A 20,578-nucleotide genomic window follows, 5' to 3' on the forward strand; every position below is an offset into this window, starting at 1 on the left:
TCTTCCTTTGGTGATTAGCTAAATTGAGCGCGGATGGTTTGAGAATCTTGCCCTATTTTAGGGGCTGCCAGGTCAGATTTTAGCACTTGATCGTCAAACCTGATGGGGCATCGGGTCGTCACATAATTTTCACCCGACGCATTTGATACAGTTTGCAGCATATCTAAGACTTTGAAACCTTCATGCGCGATGAGTTGTTGCCAATTTAAAACTTCTGCGCACCAAATGTCAGCAGGCTCTAAAATGGAGAGCCAGTGCTGAGATGTGTGGTTGAGTAGATGGTTAGCAATGATGGATTTTATTTCATCTCGTCGCGCAAACCATTGCTTTGAATCGGTAAATTCAAGAAGCGGTTCACATCCGAGTAATTCACCCAATTTAGGAATAGCCCCCATGGCTAGGGCTATATAACCGTCTTTTGTTTTGTAGAGGCCGTATGGGGCGCCGACCAAAGCGTGCGCTGCATTTACAGTCCCGCGATCAATGGGTTCTCCATCTTGGAAGAACAGGGTGAGTGGCTCAAATTGAAAATCTAACACGGCTTCCAGCATGCTAATTTCAACATGCGCTCCATCTTCCCCAATCAAAGCAGCCAATATGCCCTGAGTAAGCTGAGCGCCCGCAATATTATCGGCGATTGCCAACCCCATAGGAAGGGGACCATCGCTATTTTGACCGCTTAATCCAGCTAGCCCAGAAACGGCCTGTAGTAATAAATCTTGTCCAGGTTTATCCCGCCATGGGCCTTGCGTACCATATCCGCTAATTTCAGCATAAATGATATTGGAGTTCAGAGCTTTGGCATGCGTGTATCCAAGGCCGAGACGATCCATAACGCTAGGTCGAAAATTGTGCACGAGAATATCGGCTTTTTCGATGATAGCGCGAATGAGGGTCAAATCATTTTCATTTTTTAAATCGGCCGCAAGGCTTTCCTTGCCGCGATTGATGGCTTGGAAGAATGCGGAGTCATTGCCGATATTAAGCTGCGGTGCGTACAGGCTGCGGGTAATGTCACCATGTTCAAAATGTTCGACTTTTATAATTCGTGCGCCCAAATCATGCAGTCGCAATGTGGCAGAGGGGCCAGATAGGAATTGGGTGAAATCAATGACAAGGAGTCCTTCGAGGGGTTTGCTCATAGGCCCAGCTCCTTGAATAGATAAGGGTTTGCATTGCCAATCGGTGGCGAAGCTTTGGTGGATTTAAGAACATTTCCATTAATGCGGATGGGGCAGCGTGTTGTTTTGACAGAAACGCCATTTGGACGACTAACGGTTTGCTCCATGTCCAGCACTTTATAGGCTTCTTCTCGGGTAAGCTGGTCGTAATTTAGAACGGGAGAGCACCAATAGTCTTGTGCTTCCAAGCGTTCAATCCAATGGGCTGTGGTGTTGGTTTTAAAGTGGTTCGCTAGTTTTGCTTTTATGGTGTCTCGATGCTCAAACTGCGCCTTTGCGTCGGCGTATTCATCTAGCCCATCGCATCCAATTGCATTGGTTAGCTTTTGTAGCTTGCCCATTGAGGTCGCAATGTAGCTATCTTGGGTTTCGTATATGCCATAGGGCGCACCCAAATAGGGATGTGCATTTGCAATCTGGCCGCGTTCTGGCAGTGCATTATCGTGGTTGAGGAAGGTTGTAAGTCCTTCAAATTGGAAGTCGACAATAGATTCCAATAGGCTGACATTTACCTTGCTACCAACACCTTGGCGCTTCTTTTTTACCAATGCCGCTAATAGGCCTTGTGCCAAATGAGTTCCGCAAATCATATCGGCTACGGCAATTCCAAATGGAGTAGGAGGTTTATCACCATTACCTGTGACCCATGTGAGGCCAGATAAGGATTGGGCGAGCAAATCCTGACCGGGTTTATCTTTCCATGGCCCTTTAGAGCCGTAACCGCTGACTTCACCGTATACAATTGTCGGGTTGATAGCTTTGACGCTCTCATAGTCGAGGCCGAGACGTTCCATAATTCCCGGTCTGAAATTGTGCGTAATAACATCCGCTTTCGTGATGAGTTTTTTTACCTGCTCAACATCATCAGCGTCTTTGAGATTGGCAGCAAAGCTCTCTTTGTTACGGTTGATGGTGTGGAATAGAACACTATCACCATCCGCCCATAGGTTTTTGGTTGCAAGTTGACGACAAGCGTCACCGCCATTGGGACGCTCAACCTTAATGACACGCGCACCCAAATCAGCAAGGCGAAGCCCCGCATAGGGGCCTGCCAAATATTGGCTGAATTCAAGAACAGTTATACCGTCTAATGGTAGAGTCATAGAGTTACGCTTTTTGATTTTACATAGGTCTCGTTGAGTTTTGAAAGAAGTTTGATTTCGTCGCCGCCATTCATTAGGTATTCGCGGATGGGTGCGCCTGAATTATCCTGAAAGTACATGTGGCCATGGTAACGCGGACGCAGGAAAGCGCGGTCGAGTGTTGGAAGGGTGTCGTTAAAATAGTTATCTGTCGCGAGGTTCCCAGCTTCCGCTTCCCATGCTGCACGGTGACCGGGCTGACCTCCAAACTCGATGAAGAAGCCTTTTTGCATGTTTGGGTTTCCGACATATTCGGCATATTTTGCCGCTATGTCTTTGTGTTTAGAGCTTGCGGAAATTGCAAGGCCCGTTCCGCCCAATGTTGTTCTCAGACGATCCGTACCTTCCAAGCGAACGGTGTCGGCAAACTTTAGCAATTTGCGCGCATAATTTGGCTTGGCGTAATTTGAATAGCCGTAAGCGAATGGGCAATACGCAAACGTGTCTGTTTGCGTCATAGCTTCGTATACTTGAATAGGGTTCCAATCAAAACAATTGCGATCCAGATAGCTGGACAGTTCACGTAGCATTTGGAGGGACTTTATACCGATGTCTTGGCTGACAATATGTGTATCTTGCTGGCAGGGGTCTTCACCCATTGTTGAGCACAGCATGTAGAAATTCATCAATGTGTCTTGTGGAATGGATGGAACAGCAACTTTGCCTTGCTTCGCGAGGCTAAGAAGCTCGTCCCATGTTTGCGGCATTTCCACTCCGGCAGCCTGTAACAAATCCATGCGTGCCGATGCTACGGGTGTGGCTGCATCAATCGCAAGTGCCCATTGTTGACCATCATAACTGTAACTTTCATGCGAGTGTCCAACAGAGTTTTCGGCCTGATCTTTTAAAAACTCAGCGGGCAATAGCTTGGTGAGGGAAGAAATTACGCCCGTTTTCGCTGCAAAACCTGCCCAAGGGTGGTCTATGACTAGAAGATCATATTTCTCTGCCAGTTTGTCGATAGGTTCATCCGCAAAGGCTTGTAGGGAGCGTTTGCTCCAGCTGATACGTACGCCCGGGTTGAGCTCCTCAAAGCGTTGTGCTGTCGCGGTCATCGGAACGTATCCGCGTGTGTGGCTCCACGTAATGCCTTTGAGTTCGATCATGTGCTGGCTCGCTATTGGTTGTTATTTATATATGAATGTCGTATTCACTTATAAACACTATTGTTAATTGTAAACAATGATGTAAGTCAATTGCTTTTTATGGAGTGATTATGAGTGACGTAAAAAAATATGCGGCTCCAGCATTAGAGAAGGGGTTGGATATCTTGGAATATCTCTCTTCTAAGACGGAACCTCTATCACAAGCGGATATTGCGGCGGGTATTGGTAAGTCTCCAAACGAAATTTATCGCGTCTTGGTGGGGCTAGAGGCGCGCCGTTATATTGTGCGGAGCGAGATATCAGGAAAATACCGTTTGTCATTGAAGCTGTATTCTCTTGCGCATACGCATTCACCCGTGGAACGTTTAAGGGAAGCGGCGGCACTTCCATTGCGGGAACTAGCAGAGGCGGTAGGCCAGTCGTGTCATTTGAGCCTTCTTTATGAAGGTCGATTGATGGTTGTAAGCCAAATGCGCAGTTCAGAGCCTGTCTCGCTTTCAATTACTGAGGGGACATTGTTTCCGCTTTTATCGACGGCATCTGGGCGCGTAATGCTTGCGAATATGTCCAAAGAGATGCGCCAAGATATTATGCAATCTGACGAGGTGTATTCGCAGACTTCGCTAGAGCAGAGAGAGTTACTGGAAGTCCAATTGCAAAAAATTTTAGAAGATCGCTTCTACATGGGGGTGAGCGAAATAACTGTAGGTGTGACTGATTGCGCAGCCTTTGTAGGGCAGGTGGAGGGCGGATTGTTTGCTGCTGTTGCTGTATCGGGTCTAACGTCTAGCATATCCACAAAAAGGCGCGAGGTGGATATCACCAGCGCAGTGCGATTCGCTGCCGACAGCATCAGCACGCGCATGGGGTTGTAGAGTTTTAGCGTAATGAGCTGTGTCATATTTGCATGCATTGATTGCATATATGCATAAAATGAGGTGCGCCACTATCATTGTATATAGAAGATTGTTGACAATTTGGATATTTCCTTGAAAGTAGCGTTTCGACTTGATTGCGAAAGACAATAAAATAGTCGCGTCGAGTTAGGGAGAGGTAGTCGTAATTTTCGCCTAAGAGATAAAATCAAGGCGATTTCACGGCTAGGGAAGACAATACACTGGGAGGAATTAAATTGAATAGGTTTTCAAAAAGACTGCTGTTTTCGGCTGCGTCGGTTTTGGCGGTAGCATCTGCAGGTGCTGGTGCGTCATACGCACAAGAAGCTGAAGGCGCGCAGGAAGATACAAAAACGCTTGATACAATTGTCGTGACAGGTATTCGCGCAAGTATTAGTAAGTCTGTATTAGATAAGCGCGAAGCAAGTAAGATTGTTGATACAATCAATGCTGAAGACATCGGTAAATCAACAGACCAAAATATTGCTGAAGCGTTGAACCGTGTATCTGGTATCAGTATTTCAACAGTTGATGGTGAAGGGTCTCAAGTTTCTATTCGTGGTGCTAGCCCGAACCAAACAATTGTGACATTGAACGGCGCTGCTCTTGGTTCTACAGAGTTTGGACAGGCTGTTGATCTATCTAGCTATTCTGCTGATGTCTTAGCAAAGGTAGAAGTCATTAAGACTCCCGCTGCTGATGACGAAGAGGGGTCGTTGGGTGGTCTTGTGAATCTGATCACAAGAAAGCCACTTGATATTGAAGACAATATCCGTTCGTTTGGTGTTCAGGGGCGTTACAGTGAACAGCCGAATGTGGTTGATCGTAAATTGAACGGTACGCTTTCACAAAAGTTCTTCAATGACCGTTTTGGTGTTTTGGTTTCTGTTGTTGATGAAACAAGTGCTTTGCGTCGTGACTATGTTGAGCACCGTGACTACAACACCTTCCGCTCATTTAATGCTGAAGACCAAAATGGAAATGTTTACACTTCCGACAGTTATGATGCGAACAACGCTGCCATTTATGGTATTGCGCCACAATCAAGTGCGTATGGTCTGTTTGAAGGTACACGTGACCGTCAAGCTATCGATTCAGCTTTTCAGTGGCAGATCACAGACAAAACTGATTTAACTGTGAACTTGAGCTTTGCAAAGCAAGATATCGATAATATTCAGAATGAGCACACAGTTCGTTCAAATGACCAAGTTCGTTCACCAAACTTTGGTCCGTTCTCGGCCGTACACCCTACGACTTTGCCTCTTGAGGAAACGAACCAAGTTCCAATATATGCTGACCCTTCCAACTGGCAGATTGTGAACACAGACACACGCACCTGGGAGCGGATTTTAAAACGTTTTGATACTGGTGATGTGAACTCTTCTGCAAACCGCTATTCTAACGAAAACTCTACTGCTTCTTTTGAGCTTAACCACGAGTTTACAGATAACTTGAGAGTTAAGGCGGGTGCGAGTTACCAAAAAGCTGAACAAATCCCTGAATTGCAGATTTATGCAAATCTTCAGGCTGCACGTGAATTGCCGGAATCAAACAAATTCTTCGTGCCGACTGAATTGTTGCAGCCGATTGGTTTCGACTGTCGTGGTGGACGTTGTCAACCAGTTACGGGTACGCACTTTGTCGATTTGGGTGACGTGATAACCCAACCGTCTGCTGAGCAAATTGCTCAACTTGAAGCTGATGGTGTGACAGGTGTGATCGGTCAACCGATTCTGACACGCGGTGACGATAACGTTTCACTAACGGGTGTGAACCCTGATGATTTGCTTGCTAAATCTCTAGGGTCTTTGTTTCAAACAAAACGTGAAGTTTTGGATGAGCAACAGACTGCATTCATCGATATTGATTACGATGTGAATAGGTTTGGTCTAACTTCTATCGAAGTTGGTGGTAAGTACACGAAACGTGAGAAGTTCGTTGATAACCAAGCGGGCACAGTCACAAACTTGAACTCTGCTGCTACGATTGTGAACCCGATTACAGGTAAGCCCGTGTTGGTTTCCAACGCGTTGGACCAAACACCACTGCAGTCATTCGCGCGACGTGTGTCACCTGATGGATTGTTTGATGGTATTGGCCTCGGTGAGAACAACATCGCTGATGGGTTTATGTCAGTTGATGCAGAAGCATTGTTCAATGCTGTAACAGGTGACCCAGACCTTGCGATTACGATCAATAATGCTGAAACACGTGGAGCTGATTTCGAAAACTTCGCGGGCTACATCAAAACGAATTTCTCATACTTTGATGAACGTTTAACTGGTAACATTGGTGTTCGCTATGTGAAGACTGAAGTTCAAACTGAAGGTTTCGGTGGTCTACAGACTTTCAACGAAGCTTTTGGACGTAACCAGCGTATTTGGGACTTGCGTACTATTCGCGGTTTGACAAATACAGCGCTTCCAGCGTGTCCTGATGCTTGGAACTATCCAGACGGTGAAGTCGCACAAGGTGACATTTACCGTTATAGCCGTATTGATGGTACGGGTGTGGATACAAAAGGTACGGCTACATTCTTGGATGATACTCGTATTGCTGATCAGGGTGCGTGTCATGAACCATTGCTTGCGACGGGTGATATTGCTGACGTTCAAGCAGGTGACCGTACAATCCTGAGACGTCACAACAACACATTCTACACAAACAATGACTTCTATGTGTTTGATGATGATCCATCAAACGGAGAAGGTTTTGTAACGACAGATGCTGCCGGATTGTCGCTTACAACACGCGACAACAGGATCAAGTCTTTTCCGACAACAGGACAGCATGAATATGATGTCTGGTTGCCAAGCATGAACTTAAACTTCTTGGTGACAGACGATATTGTGGCGCGTTTTGCTGCATCTAAATCAATGACACGTCCAAACATCGATTCACTTCGCCCTGGTTTCAGCGTGAGTGAAGCGGGTTGGGGTGATCCAGCAACACGTTTGAACTCTATCAACTTGTACAACACGCAGTTGAACCCGTTGGAGTCTATCAACATTGATACTTCTTTTGAGTGGTATTTCCAAAAAGATGCATTGCTATCAATTGGTGTGTTCTACAAAGATATCACGAACCTAGAAGAGTCAGAGCAGCAAAATGTATATCTGACAGATTTGAGGTCAGCTATTCAGAATGGGGACACAGTTTCTACTGATGGTCTAATTCTGACTGAAGATACAATTACCATTGATAATTGTTATGCTGAAATCTTGGGTGAGTGGCAGCTTGAGTATAACCCGACATATATTCAAGAAATGATCTTCGGAAATGACCCAGAGTTCCTCTGTGCGCAATTCCGTGCAAGCCAAGTTCGTAATGCGGCGGGTGCCACGATTAAGGGTGTTGAACTTCAGTACACGCAAAACTACTCATTCCTACCTGGCGTGTTTTCAGGTCTTGGTCTGACAGCAAACTACACATACCAAGACAGTTCGTTTGAGCAGGAAACATCCAATTTGGCACCAGGAACAATTCTTCCTAGCTTCCAAATTGACCGTACTCCTGAGCACTCATACAACGTAACAGGGTATTGGCAGCAAGATGGTCACCAAATGCGTTTAGCATATGGTGGGGCATCTGATGTGTTGGTTCAGCGTGCGTTCCAAAGGGGTGCATTGTGGGAAGAAGGGCGTGAAACGCTCGATTTCTCTGCGTCATACAAGCTGAATGATTTCTTCACGCTTTCATTTGATGCAGCCAACTTGTTAGATCAGCCGGTTAGAACCTACTTCACAAGTCGCACAATCCAGTTGCCTGAAAATGCAACAGATGGCGGTGGCGCACTTGTAGCGTATGATGAGGGTAACCCGCTAGACGGCGATGCGTTCAAAGGGCGTACCGTTGCTGAGTACAATACAGGACGTGTATTCCGTCTTGGTCTACGTGCTGAATTCTAGAATATAGAAATCTAGAACTTACAAATAAGAACAGCGGCCAATTTAGTTATTGGCCGCTGTTTTGTTTTGTGGACGGTTGAGTAGTTTAGGTGGGGCTAAATATCGCCAGAGAAACTTTTATTCATCGATGGAAGTTGCAGTTTGTATTTTAAGGAGGAGGCGAAGAAAAATTCTAGATAGATTAAGTGTAACCTAAAAGTTTGCGTAGCCCGGGAGCGTGGTACTCGATAAGTTGTTTTTGAGTGTCGGGAAGCTCATCTGGAAAGTTAAACTTTGATTTTTGCGAATTGATGTTTTCCCTTGAGGTTCCGCTTTGTTTTTTGTCTGCCCCGATTTTTACGCGCTCACGCCAATCTGAGGGTTTGATGATGCCTGCGGCGCCAAGTAGATTTGAAAAATACTTTTCAGCAGCGTCTGTTTCTAGATTATTGGCGTGCAGCACGAGCTCCTCATATTTTACGAGATAAGTGCCGGTTCCCATCCATGAAACTGCGAACAAATTGTACTGATCTCTCATTGGCGGGGATTTCTGGTAAATACCCACGATCATCAAGTTAAGTAAGTCATTCACCGTTAGGCTACCATCCTTGATATTGTCGAAATTGCTCTTGAATGCATCCGATACAAAGAAGCGTGCTTGCGCCATAACCCATGTGTGCGGATCACGTATAAGCGTGAACTTACGTGTGCGATTTGCAAGCATCGCGGATTTGTCAGTGTAGAGGAGGTGAGCTGACACAAGGTAGTTTTTTTGCGTATCAAACGCTGCCATGTGTTGGGCTATATTTGGCCATTGAATGAATTGATCTTTGTATTGTTGTTCAACGGGTACAAACATTCGCAGAATATTGCGAAGCAAGTGTGATCCGCTCTTTGGAATACTGTTTATGAATACAGGTTTTGTAAGAGGTTTTTGATCAAATTTTTGATTTTCTTGATCGAGCGTATCTGTTCCTAAAAATGCTTGTGGCATGATTTCCTCTTATCAGTTTTTGCGTCCATATCTTCTTTGATTATATGGATAATACGACATAAAGCCATTGAATTATTTCAATATTTGTGGATGATTGATGTAGGGGTATGGATGGTAAAGCCTGTCGCAAAGATATCTAATTTCAGGTTGGTTTTGCTCCATAAGGGTAAGGCATTCTAATAAGTCTTGTTTTTGAACTGACTGTAGTTTGGTGATGTCCAACAAAGCGGAAGTAGGTTTCATGCATCATAATCAATTGAAGAATATTGTTATCGTTGGAGGTGGGACTGCTGGTTGGATGGCTGGTGCCTTAATGTCCAAATATATGCCGTCAAAGAGTACGAAAATCACTCTTATTGAATCCGAAGAAATTGGGACTGTCGGGGTCGGTGAGGCGACAATTCCGCATCTTGAAAACTTCAATCACCTACTGGGAATTGATGAAGCAACCTTCATGAAAAAAACTCATGCTACGTTTAAGCTTGGGATTGATTTTGTCGACTGGTACAAAAAAGGAGAAAGCTACATTCACCCATTTGGGGATTATGGCATTGAGATGAACGGTCTTCAATTCTACCACTATTGGGGACGTATGAAGGCATTGGGAGAAACGTTTCCCTTGGAGGCCTATTCCATGAACATCGCCGCCGCTCGGGCGGGAAAGTTTATTAGGCCTGTTGCTGACCCCTCATCCTTGGCGTCTCGTATTCGCCATGCCTATCATCTGGATGCAAGTATGTATGCTAAATTCCTGCGTGAGTTTGCGGAAAGTCATGGTGCAAATAGAATTGAAGGCAAGGTAATTGAGGTTCACCAGCGAGCTGAGGATGGTTTTCTGACTGGTGTTACTTTGGATTCCGGGCAAAAAATTGAAGGTGATCTTTTCTTAGATTGTACCGGGTTTAGAGGGTTGTTGATCGAGGGGGCTTTGGAAACGGGTTATGAGGATTGGAGCCACTATTTGCCTATGGATCGGGCGCTAGCTGTTCCGACAAGTAAAGTTGGTGATCCTCCTCCTTATACTGTCGCCACAGCGAGAGACGCCGGATGGACTTGGCGAATTCCGCTTCAGCACCGCGTTGGAAATGGCCATGTATATTCAAGCAAGTATATGGATAAGGCACAGGCAGAAAAGATATTGCTCGACAATATCATTGGTGAGCCTTTGGCAGAGCCAAAGCAATTGTTTTTTAAAACGGGTCGCCGGAATAAATTTTGGAACAAGAATTGTGTAGCTCTTGGGCTGTCATCTGGCTTTTTAGAGCCGCTAGAATCAACTTCTATTCACCTCATACAAGAAGGCTTAGTGCGTTTGCTTGCATTGATGCCTGATATGAATTTCAACGCTGAAAACTCTAAAGAATACAATAGGGTGATGGGGTTGAGTTATGAAAGGATTAGAGATTTCATTCTTCTGCACTATGTCGCAACGATACGTGACGACACGCCTTTCTGGAGAGATGTCCAAGCGATAGAACTGCCAGAAACGTTGGAGCATAGAATGCGGTTGCTTTGCGAATCTGGGCATTACGTAAAATATGAGCAAGATCTGTTTTGGTTAGATAGCTGGCTGGCAGTCATGGATGGGCAGGGTTTTTCGCCAAAGATTTACAGTCCTTTAGCGGATGCTATGGACGAAAGACAGCTTGCCCAAACCATGGCTCAGTTGCGTCACGCTGTTTCTGAAATAACGCGACAAATGCCGACGCATCAGCAATTCATAAATCAATATTGCAAGTCAAACTGACAATATAGCGTGCCTCTATGATTAGGAAGTTTTGGAAGAAAATGCTGCGCGCCTATTTTTGTATACAATTGACAAAAAGACTCGAGATCATATAATTCACGGTGGATGGTCTGTACTAAGTTGGAGACCTTACTTTTAGGCCTTGAAAAACTTTTTCAAAACAAAAGCGAGATTGAAGCTTCGCTAAATATACAGGCAATAGTGAAGCGTTCGCTTTCGTTGATTGCCGAGGGGAGAATATGAAAGTCATTACACGTAACTTGCTCATGTGTGGGTGCTCGGCGCTTGGTCTTATCCTGCTCGGTGCATGCCAGCCCGATGATGAGGGCGCGAATGTGCAGTCCGAAGCGGCTGTGAGTGCTGAGAGTGAAACCGTGTTGGTCGATTTTGACGCGGATGCGCAAAAGGGCTGGATTTCCTCCAAGCGTGAGAATGCGTTCTCGTTTGTAACAGAAGCTGATGGCAATCAGAAAATTGCGCTTTCTTTTTCCCCAGAGATTAACACTGATACAGTGTCCATCAAGCCAGATTCACCTTGGGATTTGCAAAATTTCAGCGACCACAATATTGCGTTTGATGTACAAAACCTCGCCACTACATCGACGCAGCTTTATGTGAACCTTGAAGATGTTGCGGGAGCTGGTGAGAGCCGTTCAATCAGCTTGCCAGCAGGTTTTGACGGTACGGTGTTCTTTCCAATTACTGGTCCTGAAGCGCGCTCGGAAGATGGTCTTTGGGGCGTACCGACACCTTGGGAAACGCAAGACTCAATGATGGTGTGGCGCTCTAAGAAGAAAGACCAGATCACCACAGATAAAATCGCAAAACTGGACTTTGCGACTGTGGGTATATTGGAAGAGCGTAATCTTAAAATTGATAATTTGCGCATACGTCAGAACCCAGAGCGCACATTTGCTTGGCTTGAAAATCTGGTTGATAAATACGGTCAAAACACACGTGACAATGGGCCTTTAACAGTTAAGTCTGATGAAGAATTGCGCAAAATTGCTGATGCAGAATTGGCCCAATTGGCTGCAAGTGAAGGCATGCCAGACCGCTCTAAATTTGGTGGCTATAAAGACGGTCCCAAACTTGAAGCAACCGGGTATTTTCGCGTTGAAAAAGTAGATGGCAAATGGTGGATGGTTGATCCTGAAGGCTATCTATTCTTCTCGCACGGTCCCGCCAATGTACGTATGGCGAATATGACGACCACAACGGGTATAGATTTTAAAGATGATAGTGTGCGCGTCATTAATTCTGATGAGGTGACACCAGAAGACTCGATGGGAATTATCAAAGTTTCTGATGAGGTACGTCAATCGCGTTACGTGACATCGCCTGAGCGTAATAAAATGTTCGAATGGCTGCCAGCTTATGATGATCCTTTGGCTGAGCATTATTCTTACCGCAGATCCACGCATATGGGGCCGGTTGCGCATGGAGAGACCTATAGTTTCTACCGCGCAAATTTAGAGCGCCGCTATGGTGAGCAAGAGCCTGAATCCTACATTAAGAAGTGGGAAGAGGTCACTCTGGATCGCATGAAGGACTGGGGTTTTACCTCTTTTGGAAATTGGGTCGATCCAGCATTCTATCCAAACGAGCAGGTGCCATATTTCGCAAACGGATGGATTATTGGGGACTTTAAAACCCTTCAGCCAGGTGTTGAGCGCTGGAGTCCAATGCCAGACTTTTTTGATCCTGTGTTTGCTGAGAGAGCAAAGGCAACCATTTCTGTGATTGCAGAAGAAGTGCAGGGTTCCCCATGGTGTGCGGGTATATTTGTTGATAATGAAAAAGCTTGGGGTGAGTTAGAGGGAAGTGTTGTGGCGCGTTATGGTGTGATCACAGATGCGCTTTCCAAAGATGCAGCCGACAGCCCTGCGAAAGCGGCATTTACAGCCCACCTAAAAGACAAGTACGACACAATTGATGCGCTAAATGCTGCGTGGAATACAAACATCGCTGATTGGACGGCCTTTGAAGCGAGCCAGCGCTTTGAAACCTATACAGATGCGCATGTTGCTGACCTATCAGGAATGCTTGAAATGTTGGGTGAGCAGTATTTTAAAGTCGTACACGGAACTTTGGAAGAATATCTACCAAACCACCTATATATGGGTGCTCGAATGGCCAATTGGGGTATGCCTCCAGAGATTATCAAGGCCTCGGTCAAGTATTCGGATGCTTTGAGTTTCAATATCTATGAAGAGGGTGTTCAAGAAAAGAATTGGGCATTTTTAGAAGAGATTGACCTGCCAACAGTGATTGGTGAATTCCATATTGGAACGACGTCTGATTCAGGTTTGTATAATCCAGGTATTGTGCATGCTCATGATCAAAAAGATCGTGCCAGAATGTATAAGCAATACATGCAAAGTGTGTTGGATAATCCCTATTTTGTTGGGGCGCACTGGTTCCAATATATGGATGAACCGGTTACGGGCCGCGCTTATGATGGTGAAAATGCCAATATCGGTTTTGTGAATGTTGCCGATATTCCTTATCCTGAGCTTGTAGATGCAGCCAAAGAATTTAACGCTAAAATCTACTCCGAGCGGTATGGAAAATAGATGAAGAGAAGGGCTTTTTGTGAAAATACAAAAAGCCCTTTTTATTTACCGACCTGAAGCTCAACGTTTGCATGTTTGCAAAGAGATATAAACTCAGAGCTTGGTTGTTCGTCTGTAAACACGGTGTCTATTTCGCTTAAATCAGCAAACCGTATCATAGCGCGACGCCCAAATTTTGTGTGATCCGCAACGAGAAAGGTTTGGCTTGAGTTTTTAATAATTGCGCGTGCGGTTTGTGTTTCTCTTTCATCAAAATCGAGTAATGAGCCGTCCGTTTCAATGCCGCTCACGCCAATAATGCCATAGTCCAATCTAAAACGGTTCATGAATTCGGTAGCTGAATGACCCACGATTCCGGAATCTTTAGTGCGAAGTAGGCCGCCAGCAATTGAAATTTCAAAACTCTCATTGCGGGCCAGCGTAGATGCGACATTCAAATTATTAGTTACAATTGTGAGGCTCTTTTTAGTAAGAAGCGCTTCTGCAACAGCTTCTGTCGTTGTGCCGATATTTAAAAACAGGGATGCCCCATCAGGAATAGCTTTGGCGACCATACGGGCGATGCGTTCTTTTCCAACAGAGGCAGCTTCACGGCGCGCTGAATAGGGTTGGTTTTCACTTGTTGCAGAGCGCCCAGCGCCGCCATGGAAACGTTGAAGCAGGTTTAGATCGCAAAGCTGGTTTATGTCTCTGCGAATTGTCTGAGGCGTGACGCCTAGGGCTTCCACGAGGCGTTCAGTTGCAACAAAGCCTTGAGCTTCAACGAGTTGAAGAATTGAATTTTGGCGATCTGAAAGCTTGTCCAATGTTTCAACTCCGAAAGCAATGAGATTTATCTACTTGACCTATGTTTGAATTCGAATTCAATATATTGTTAGCGAAAATTTTAAGACACAATAACAATCAAAAACTAGAGCATTGAAATTATGGATAATTTTTCTCATATCTTGTCGATAGATCAAGGAACTACAAGTTCAAGAGCTATAGTTTTCGATCATCATTCACGCATTGTGGCTGATGCGCAGCGCGAATTCGAACAATTTTATCCAAATGAAGGTTGGGTGGAGCATGATCCAGAAGAGATTTGGAGTACGACGCTAACAGTATCGCGCGCTGCCGTGAAAAAGGCGGAGGCATTGGATGCAAAGGTTGAGGCAATTGGAGTCACCAATCAGCGTGAAACAGTTGTTGTTTGGGATCGTAAAACGGGCGCGCCCATTTACAATGCGATTGTCTGGCAAGATCGGCGGACAGCTGATGTCTGCGGAAAAATGAAAAAAGATGGGTTGGAAACAACTGTCAGAGAGAAGACAGGATTATTGTTAGACCCATATTTTTCTGCGTCAAAAATTGCTTGGATATTGGACAATGTTGAGGGTGCACGTGCGCGTGCGCAGGCAGGCGAGTTGGCGTGTGGTACAATTGATTGTTTTTTGATTTGGCGTCTTACTGGCGGAAAGGTGCACGCAACGGATGTCACCAATGCGAGCCGCACAAGTCTTTTCAATATCCGTAGTTTAACTTGGGATGATGAATTGCTTTCCATATTCCGTGTGCCTGCCAGTTTATTGCCAGAAGTGAAGCAATGCGCCGATGATTATGGGCAAAGCGAAAGTGATATTTTTGGACGGCCTATCCCTATTTGTGGGGTGATTGGGGATCAGCAATCAGCTGCGTTTGGGCAAGCGGGTTTTGAGGCTGGGGCGATTAAAAGCACATATGGAACGGGGTGTTTCGTTTTAGCCAATACCGGACAAGACTTACTGTTTTCTGATAATAATCTTCTCACCACGATTGCCTATGGGTTAGATGGTAAAACCTCCTACGCGATTGAGGGATCAATTTTTTATCGCTGGCGCTGCTGTGCAATGGTTGCGTGATGAATTGCAGATTATTGGACATGCAAGTGAGACGGAGGCGCTGGCTCAATCCATCAAGGACAATCAAGGTGTGTATCTCGTGCCTGCATTTGCGGGGCTTGGTGCGCCGCATTGGCGCGCCGATGCGCGAGGTGCTGTATTTGGTTTGACGCGGGGAACAGGCAAGGCAGCTTTGGCGCGCGCGGCTTTGGAGTGTGTGGCCTACCAAACATTAGATTTAATGAAGGCTATGGATGCAGACGGTGTTGCCTCCCATACGTTGAAAGTAGATGGAGGTATGGTGAAAAATGATTGGATGGTTCAGTTTCTTGCTGACATTTTGCAAACTCCTGTTGAGCGTCCAATGGTCATGGAAACGACAGCTTTAGGAGCTGCTTATATGGCTGGACTGCAAAGCGGTATTTATCGTGATCTTGATGAAATTACGGCGCTCTGGAAGTTGGATACGCGGTTTGAAGCGCGTATGGATACGGCGCAACGCGACGGGTTGGTTGCAGGCTGGCAGCAAGCTGTAAGAAGAACGCTAACAGATTAACTGCTCTTTGGAGGCAATCGGGTAGCGGGGCCAAAGCAGGTGCTAAGCAGGAGCTTAGCAGATGGCTGAGTTATTGATTGAGGGAGGTGTTTGCACCTCCCTTTTTTATTAAGCGGAAGAATAGCCAGATAAATCGAGATCACAGCGTTTAAAGATTGCATTCGCGTATATATTGTATACAATTTACAAATAAAGGTTGCTCAATAAAAATAATTTGGGGAGGCAATCCGGACATTATGACTGGAACTCAAAAACGGCAAGAATGCCTGTTCTGGGTATATGTAGCTGTTTTTATTGCTGTAATTATATGGCTGGGCAGTCTCATATTCTCAAAAAAGCAAAATGATGTCGAGATATTACGCTTTGCGCACGTCTATGAAGTCGCGCATCCATTGCATGAAGGTGCTTTGAAAGTCGCTGAGGATGTCGCTGCCCAAAGTGGTGGGCGTGTTCAAATCCAAGTGTTTCCAGCTTCATCTCTGGGGAAAGAAACGGCTTTGAATGAAGCGCTGACTCTGGGTATTGTTGATATTATCTATACGGGCACCGGGTTTGCTGGATCTTCTTATGGTCCCATATCAATGACCGATTTCCCCTATACTTTGCGGAATTTAGATCACTGGCGTTCTTATAAAAATAGTGATTTATTTCAAGAGCTTTCAGAAGGCTACAAGTCCGCAACACATGGAAATGAGGTCGCTGCTATTAGTTATTTTGGGACGCGTCAAATGTTGGCTGATAGGCCCATTTTGACACCCCAAGATATGAAGAATATGAAAATTCGCGTTCCTAACGCGCCAGCTTATGTGATGTTTCCCAAAGTCGTCGGGGCAAATCCTGCACCAATAGCTTTCTCTGAAGCCTATCTCGCGCTTCAGCAGGGGGTTGTAGATGGTTTGGAGAGTCCGCTGCAAGTGTTTCAAGCTAAACGCTTTTTTGAAGTACGTGACCATATTAGTCTTACCAGCCATATCATCAATTCAACGCTCACGATTGCATCTGGCAAGAGGTTAGAAGAGCTTGGAGAGGTTGATCGAGATATTGTCCGTAAAAACCTCTTATCCAGTGCTGACTGGGTAACTGAACAGGTGGAACTAACAGAATTAGAAATGGTAAATTGGTTTAAAGATCAAGGTATTAGTATCCATGAAGTTGATACTAAGCCATTTCGTGATGCGGTTTTACCAGAACTTAGCAAACCGGGAATGCCTTTCCCGTCAGATATCTTTGCACGTTTGCAGGCGGTTCCAGATTTTGAAATAGGGGGTGAGGCAAATGAGTGATACCGAGCACAAAGCATTCGAACAGGATATTCATTTGGATGGGCTGGATGTTGGCGACGATATCTCCGACGTTAATTGGATGGATGCGCTGCCCCTAATCGTTTTAGTGGTGTTAGTTGTCTTGGTCGCGGTCCAGTTTTTCACAAGATATGTGCTTAATGATAGCCTTGGGTGGACGGAAGAGATTGCAAGTTACTGTCTGATAATATTGAGCTTTTTAGGTGGTGTGTCTTGTGTCCGAAAGGGCAAACATATTTTTCTGGAATTCTTCTATAGATATATTCCCCGAAATAAAATCAAAGCGTTAGCTCTAAGTTCTGAGTGTATTACAGCTTTGTTTTTCTACAGCTTCTCAATTTTTACATTGGAGCTGTCTGATAAGACGTCCGGCCAAAACATGGTATCGGTCGATCTGCCCAAATCCATCATTTATTATGTAGTGAGTGCTGGGGCATTCTTGATGGGAAGTTTTTCTCTCATCCGTATTATATCGCTTTATCGTGCGAGCGCCGAAGATGTGGCGCGCGATAAACTTGATGTGCATATATAGGGGAGGTAAATCATGGAACTCCTTGTTTTATTTATACCTTTAGTCCTTTTGCTGCTTATGGGTGTGCCAGTTGCAGTATCTTTGGGGACAGCATCTTTAGCTTATATTTTAGTGGTGGGAATGCCAGAAGTCGTTGTGGTTCACACCATGATTAATGGTATTGATAGCTTTCCCTTGCTCGCAATTCCTTTCTTTATCTTGGCCGGTCATTTGATGAATACTGGGGGAATTACGACGAAAATATTCAATTTTGCTAGAGCATTAGTCGGTTGGCTGCCGGGTGGGTTAGGGCATGTGAATGTGGGTGCGAGTGTGATATTTGCGGGCATGTCTGGGGCTGCTGTTGCTGATGCAGGTGGGCTTGGCAATGTGGAAATCAAGGCCATGAAGGATGCGGGGTATGATACTGACTTTTCAGTTGGCGTAACTGCGGCTTCATCAACTATCGGGCCAATTATTCCACCGTCCTTACCCCTTGTTATATATGGTGTTATGGCGTCGGTGTCCGTTGGGGAATTGTTTGCTGCTGGGCTCGTTCCAGGGGTGATGATGGCCATATCTTTGATGGTTATGGTTGCTTGGATATCAAAAAAGCGCGGATATCCGCGTGATACCAAGCTTGATTATTGTAATGTGTGGACCAGCTTCAAGGCCGCTGCTCTGCCTCTGCTTACCCCCTGCATCATCATTGGTGGTATCTCGACGGGTGCCTTCACCCCGACTGAAGCAGCTGTGGCTGCCGTCTTCTATGCGCTTGCGCTGGGGTTGTTTGTTTATCGCTCGTTAAATTGGAAGCATTTGGTTCGCGTCTGTGTCGATACAGTTGAAACGACAGCTTCAATTTTGATGATTGTAGCTGCGGCTGCAATTTTTGCGTGGATACTTTCTGCCAACCAAGCGGCCACAATTTTAGGCGATACTCTTTTGAGTATCTCAGATAACAAAACCGTGGTTCTGCTTTTGATAATGCTAATGGTTTTGTTGATAGGGTTGTTTATGGAAACAATCGCGGCGATTACCATTCTTGTGCCTGTATTGCTGCCTGTAGCAGAAACGGTTGGCATTGATCCTGTGCATTTGGGAATAATCATCATTTTGAACTTGATGATTGGTTTGCTTACACCGCCTGTGGGGATGGTTTTGTTCGTCCTATCGGATGTTGCAAAAGTGCGGTTTGAAGATTGTGTGCGCGCGACTATGCCATTTCTTGTTCCACTGGTTATTGTATTGATGTTAGTTGCGTTGGTGCCGAGTGTTGCAATGTGGTTACCACAAGCCCTTTACCGTTAACTGTGTTTGAGAAATAAAACTAGAAACCTATTTGGGGACGTAAGGATTATGAACATGCCTAAAGCTAAGTTTTTTCTGCCGCTTACAAGCCTTCTTGCTGGTGTGTGTCTTGCGCCAATGGCGTCTGCGCAAGTCAATAATGGAATCGGTGCTGTTAAGCAGATTTATCAAGAAAATTGTGCTGCATGTCATGGGGAGAATCTGAAAGGTGCGATCGGCCCATCTTTATTGGACGAGGTGTGGATACACGGAAACTCAAACAAGCAGATAACGCACAGTATTGCCCAAGGGTATCCGGAAAAGGAAATGCCAGGGTTCGCAGAGATATTGTCGGATGATGAGATCCGCTCTCTTGTAATTTATATGGCAGAAGAAAAGTCACTGGCGGAAAAGAGTTCTGAAACCAAAACGCAAGTGTCACCTGATCATGTTTATAGCTCGCAATATGCAAATTTTAAGCTTGAGCCTGTGATTAAAACCAAAGGTGAAATCTGGAGCATGGAATTCTTGCCTGATGGTTCCTTTTTTGCGACTGAGTTGAAGGGAAAATTGCTGCAAATTTCCAAGGATGGAAAAGCGAAAAGCGTCAAGAAAATACCTAAAGTCTGGGCCAAGGGGCAGGGCGGTTTGCTGGACGTGAAGTTGCATCCAAATTATGCAGAGAATGGCTGGGTATATTTGTCTATGGCTGTGAAGGCGGGCAAAAATAGCGCGGGTTCAGATATCGGCATGACGCAGATTGTTCGTGGCCGCGTAATAGATGGGTGTTGGGAAGATCAGGAGATACTTTTCCAGTTTAAACCTGAGCATGCGACAGCACCTAATCATCACTTTGGGTCACGTATCGAGTTTTTTGACGGGTATTTGTATTTTTCCGTCGGTGAGCGTGGTGACCAAGACAAGGCTCAATTACTCGATTGGCCTCACGGAAAAATACACAGGCTTCACGATGATGGCCGCGTACCAGAGGATAATCCATTTGTAGATGTTGAAGGGGCATATCCATCAATATGGAGTTATGGGCACCGCAACCCACAAGGGATGACAGTTGGTGGGCCTGATGGGGCATTATATACAACTGAGCATGGGCCACGTGGTGGAGATGAATTGAACCGACCTGAGCGCGGTAAAAATTATGGTTGGCCGGTTATAACTTACGGCATGAATTATGATGGGACGGCTGTAACTGCGCTTACGGCGAAAGACGGGATGGAGCAGCCATTACATTACTGGGTGCCATCCATTGCGACAGCTGGACTGACGTCTGTGGAAAGTGAAGATTTTGCAGATTGGAACGGAGATTTATTAGCAGCTGGCTTGCAGTCCGAGGAATTGCACAGGCTACGTGTTGATGGTAGCCGCGTTGTAGAGGATGAAATCTTATTTAAAGGATTGGGCCGTATACGTGACGTGATCCAAGGTGCTGATGGCCATATCTATGCTGTGGTGAATGAAGAGCGCCGAGGGCCGAGTGTCGTGTATCGCCTTTTGCCTGTCGACTAAGATAAAAA

13 protein-coding genes and 1 pseudogene are annotated in these 20,578 nt (G+C 45.4%); 9 read left to right on the plus strand and 5 right to left on the minus strand.

All coding sequences use genetic code 11. The features are described 5' to 3' along the window. Positions 1-14: 14 nt before the first annotated feature. From ACFQS8_RS14005 to ACFQS8_RS14015, 3 genes are read right to left on the minus strand one after another with little or no spacing between them, the layout of a single operon-like run. Positions 15-1,142, minus strand: coding sequence for a CaiB/BaiF CoA transferase family protein (locus ACFQS8_RS14005; protein ID WP_382168422.1), 1,128 nt, complete (start codon positions 1,140-1,142; stop codon positions 15-17). After that, positions 1,139-2,284, minus strand: coding sequence for a CaiB/BaiF CoA transferase family protein (locus ACFQS8_RS14010; RefSeq protein WP_382168424.1), 1,146 nt, complete (start codon positions 2,282-2,284; stop codon positions 1,139-1,141). The genes ACFQS8_RS14005 and ACFQS8_RS14010 overlap by 4 nt, the downstream gene beginning before the upstream one ends. Next, on the minus strand, positions 2,281-3,429 hold the full coding sequence (locus ACFQS8_RS14015) for an ABC transporter substrate-binding protein (RefSeq protein ID WP_382168426.1): 1,149 nt from the start codon (positions 3,427-3,429) through the stop codon (positions 2,281-2,283). The genes ACFQS8_RS14010 and ACFQS8_RS14015 overlap by 4 nt, the downstream gene beginning before the upstream one ends. 110 nt (positions 3,430-3,539) lie before the next feature. Between ACFQS8_RS14015 and ACFQS8_RS14020 the strand changes: the two genes are divergently transcribed. Both ACFQS8_RS14020 and ACFQS8_RS14025 read left to right on the plus strand, forming a co-directional pair. After that, positions 3,540-4,304 (plus strand): IclR family transcriptional regulator, encoded by a 765-nt coding sequence (locus tag ACFQS8_RS14020; RefSeq protein WP_382168428.1) that lies wholly within the window; start codon positions 3,540-3,542, stop codon positions 4,302-4,304. 257 nt (positions 4,305-4,561) lie between these two features. Next, a complete protein-coding gene (locus ACFQS8_RS14025) occupies positions 4,562-8,233 on the plus strand; it encodes a TonB-dependent receptor (RefSeq protein ID WP_382168430.1) in 3,672 nt (1,223 codons plus the stop codon). A 181-nt stretch (positions 8,234-8,414) separates the two neighbouring features. Here ACFQS8_RS14025 and ACFQS8_RS14030 read toward each other — a convergent pair whose 3' ends face one another. Further along, complete coding sequence (locus ACFQS8_RS14030) at positions 8,415-9,206, minus strand: hypothetical protein (RefSeq protein ID WP_382168432.1); 792 nt, start codon at positions 9,204-9,206, stop codon at positions 8,415-8,417. Between the two features lie 241 nt (positions 9,207-9,447). Here ACFQS8_RS14030 and ACFQS8_RS14035 point away from each other — a divergent pair, with 241 nt between their 5' ends. Together ACFQS8_RS14035 and ACFQS8_RS14040 are read left to right on the plus strand one after the other, a co-directional pair. Continuing rightward, the gene (locus ACFQS8_RS14035; RefSeq protein ID WP_382168434.1) at positions 9,448-10,953 is read left to right on the plus strand and encodes a tryptophan halogenase family protein; all 1,506 of its coding nucleotides are present in this window, start codon (positions 9,448-9,450) and stop codon (positions 10,951-10,953) included. Between the two features lie 239 nt (positions 10,954-11,192). After that, a complete protein-coding gene (locus ACFQS8_RS14040; RefSeq protein ID WP_382168436.1) occupies positions 11,193-13,529 on the plus strand; it encodes an agarase in 2,337 nt (778 codons plus the stop codon). A 41-nt stretch (positions 13,530-13,570) separates the two neighbouring features. On the opposite strand, the gene ACFQS8_RS14045 is transcribed toward ACFQS8_RS14040, so the two are convergent. Further along, complete coding sequence (locus ACFQS8_RS14045) at positions 13,571-14,335, minus strand: DeoR/GlpR family DNA-binding transcription regulator (RefSeq protein WP_382168437.1); 765 nt, start codon at positions 14,333-14,335, stop codon at positions 13,571-13,573. Positions 14,336-14,455: 120 nt separating this feature from the next. Between ACFQS8_RS14045 and glpK the strand changes: the two are divergent. The 5 genes and pseudogenes from glpK to ACFQS8_RS14070 all read left to right on the plus strand — a co-directional run bounded on the left by glpK (position 14,456) and on the right by ACFQS8_RS14070 (position 20,570). Then, a pseudogene (gene glpK / locus ACFQS8_RS14050) lies at positions 14,456-15,944 on the plus strand (glycerol kinase GlpK). A 236-nt stretch (positions 15,945-16,180) separates the two neighbouring features. Further along, a complete protein-coding gene (gene dctP / locus ACFQS8_RS14055; RefSeq protein WP_382168439.1) occupies positions 16,181-17,227 on the plus strand; it encodes a TRAP transporter substrate-binding protein DctP in 1,047 nt (348 codons plus the stop codon). Beyond that, positions 17,220-17,777 (plus strand): TRAP transporter small permease, encoded by a 558-nt coding sequence (locus tag ACFQS8_RS14060; RefSeq protein WP_382168441.1) that lies wholly within the window; start codon positions 17,220-17,222, stop codon positions 17,775-17,777. The genes dctP and ACFQS8_RS14060 overlap by 8 nt, the downstream gene beginning before the upstream one ends. 12 nt (positions 17,778-17,789) lie before the next feature. After that, positions 17,790-19,067, plus strand: coding sequence for a TRAP transporter large permease (locus ACFQS8_RS14065; RefSeq protein WP_382168443.1), 1,278 nt, complete (start codon positions 17,790-17,792; stop codon positions 19,065-19,067). Positions 19,068-19,115: 48 nt separating this feature from the next. Further along, positions 19,116-20,570 (plus strand): PQQ-dependent sugar dehydrogenase, encoded by a 1,455-nt coding sequence (locus tag ACFQS8_RS14070; protein ID WP_382168445.1) that lies wholly within the window; start codon positions 19,116-19,118, stop codon positions 20,568-20,570. Positions 20,571-20,578: the final 8 nt, after the last annotated feature.

It is taken from the genome of Hirschia litorea, assembly GCF_042665075.1.
Classification (GTDB): domain Bacteria; phylum Pseudomonadota; class Alphaproteobacteria; order Caulobacterales; family Hyphomonadaceae; genus Hirschia; species Hirschia litorea.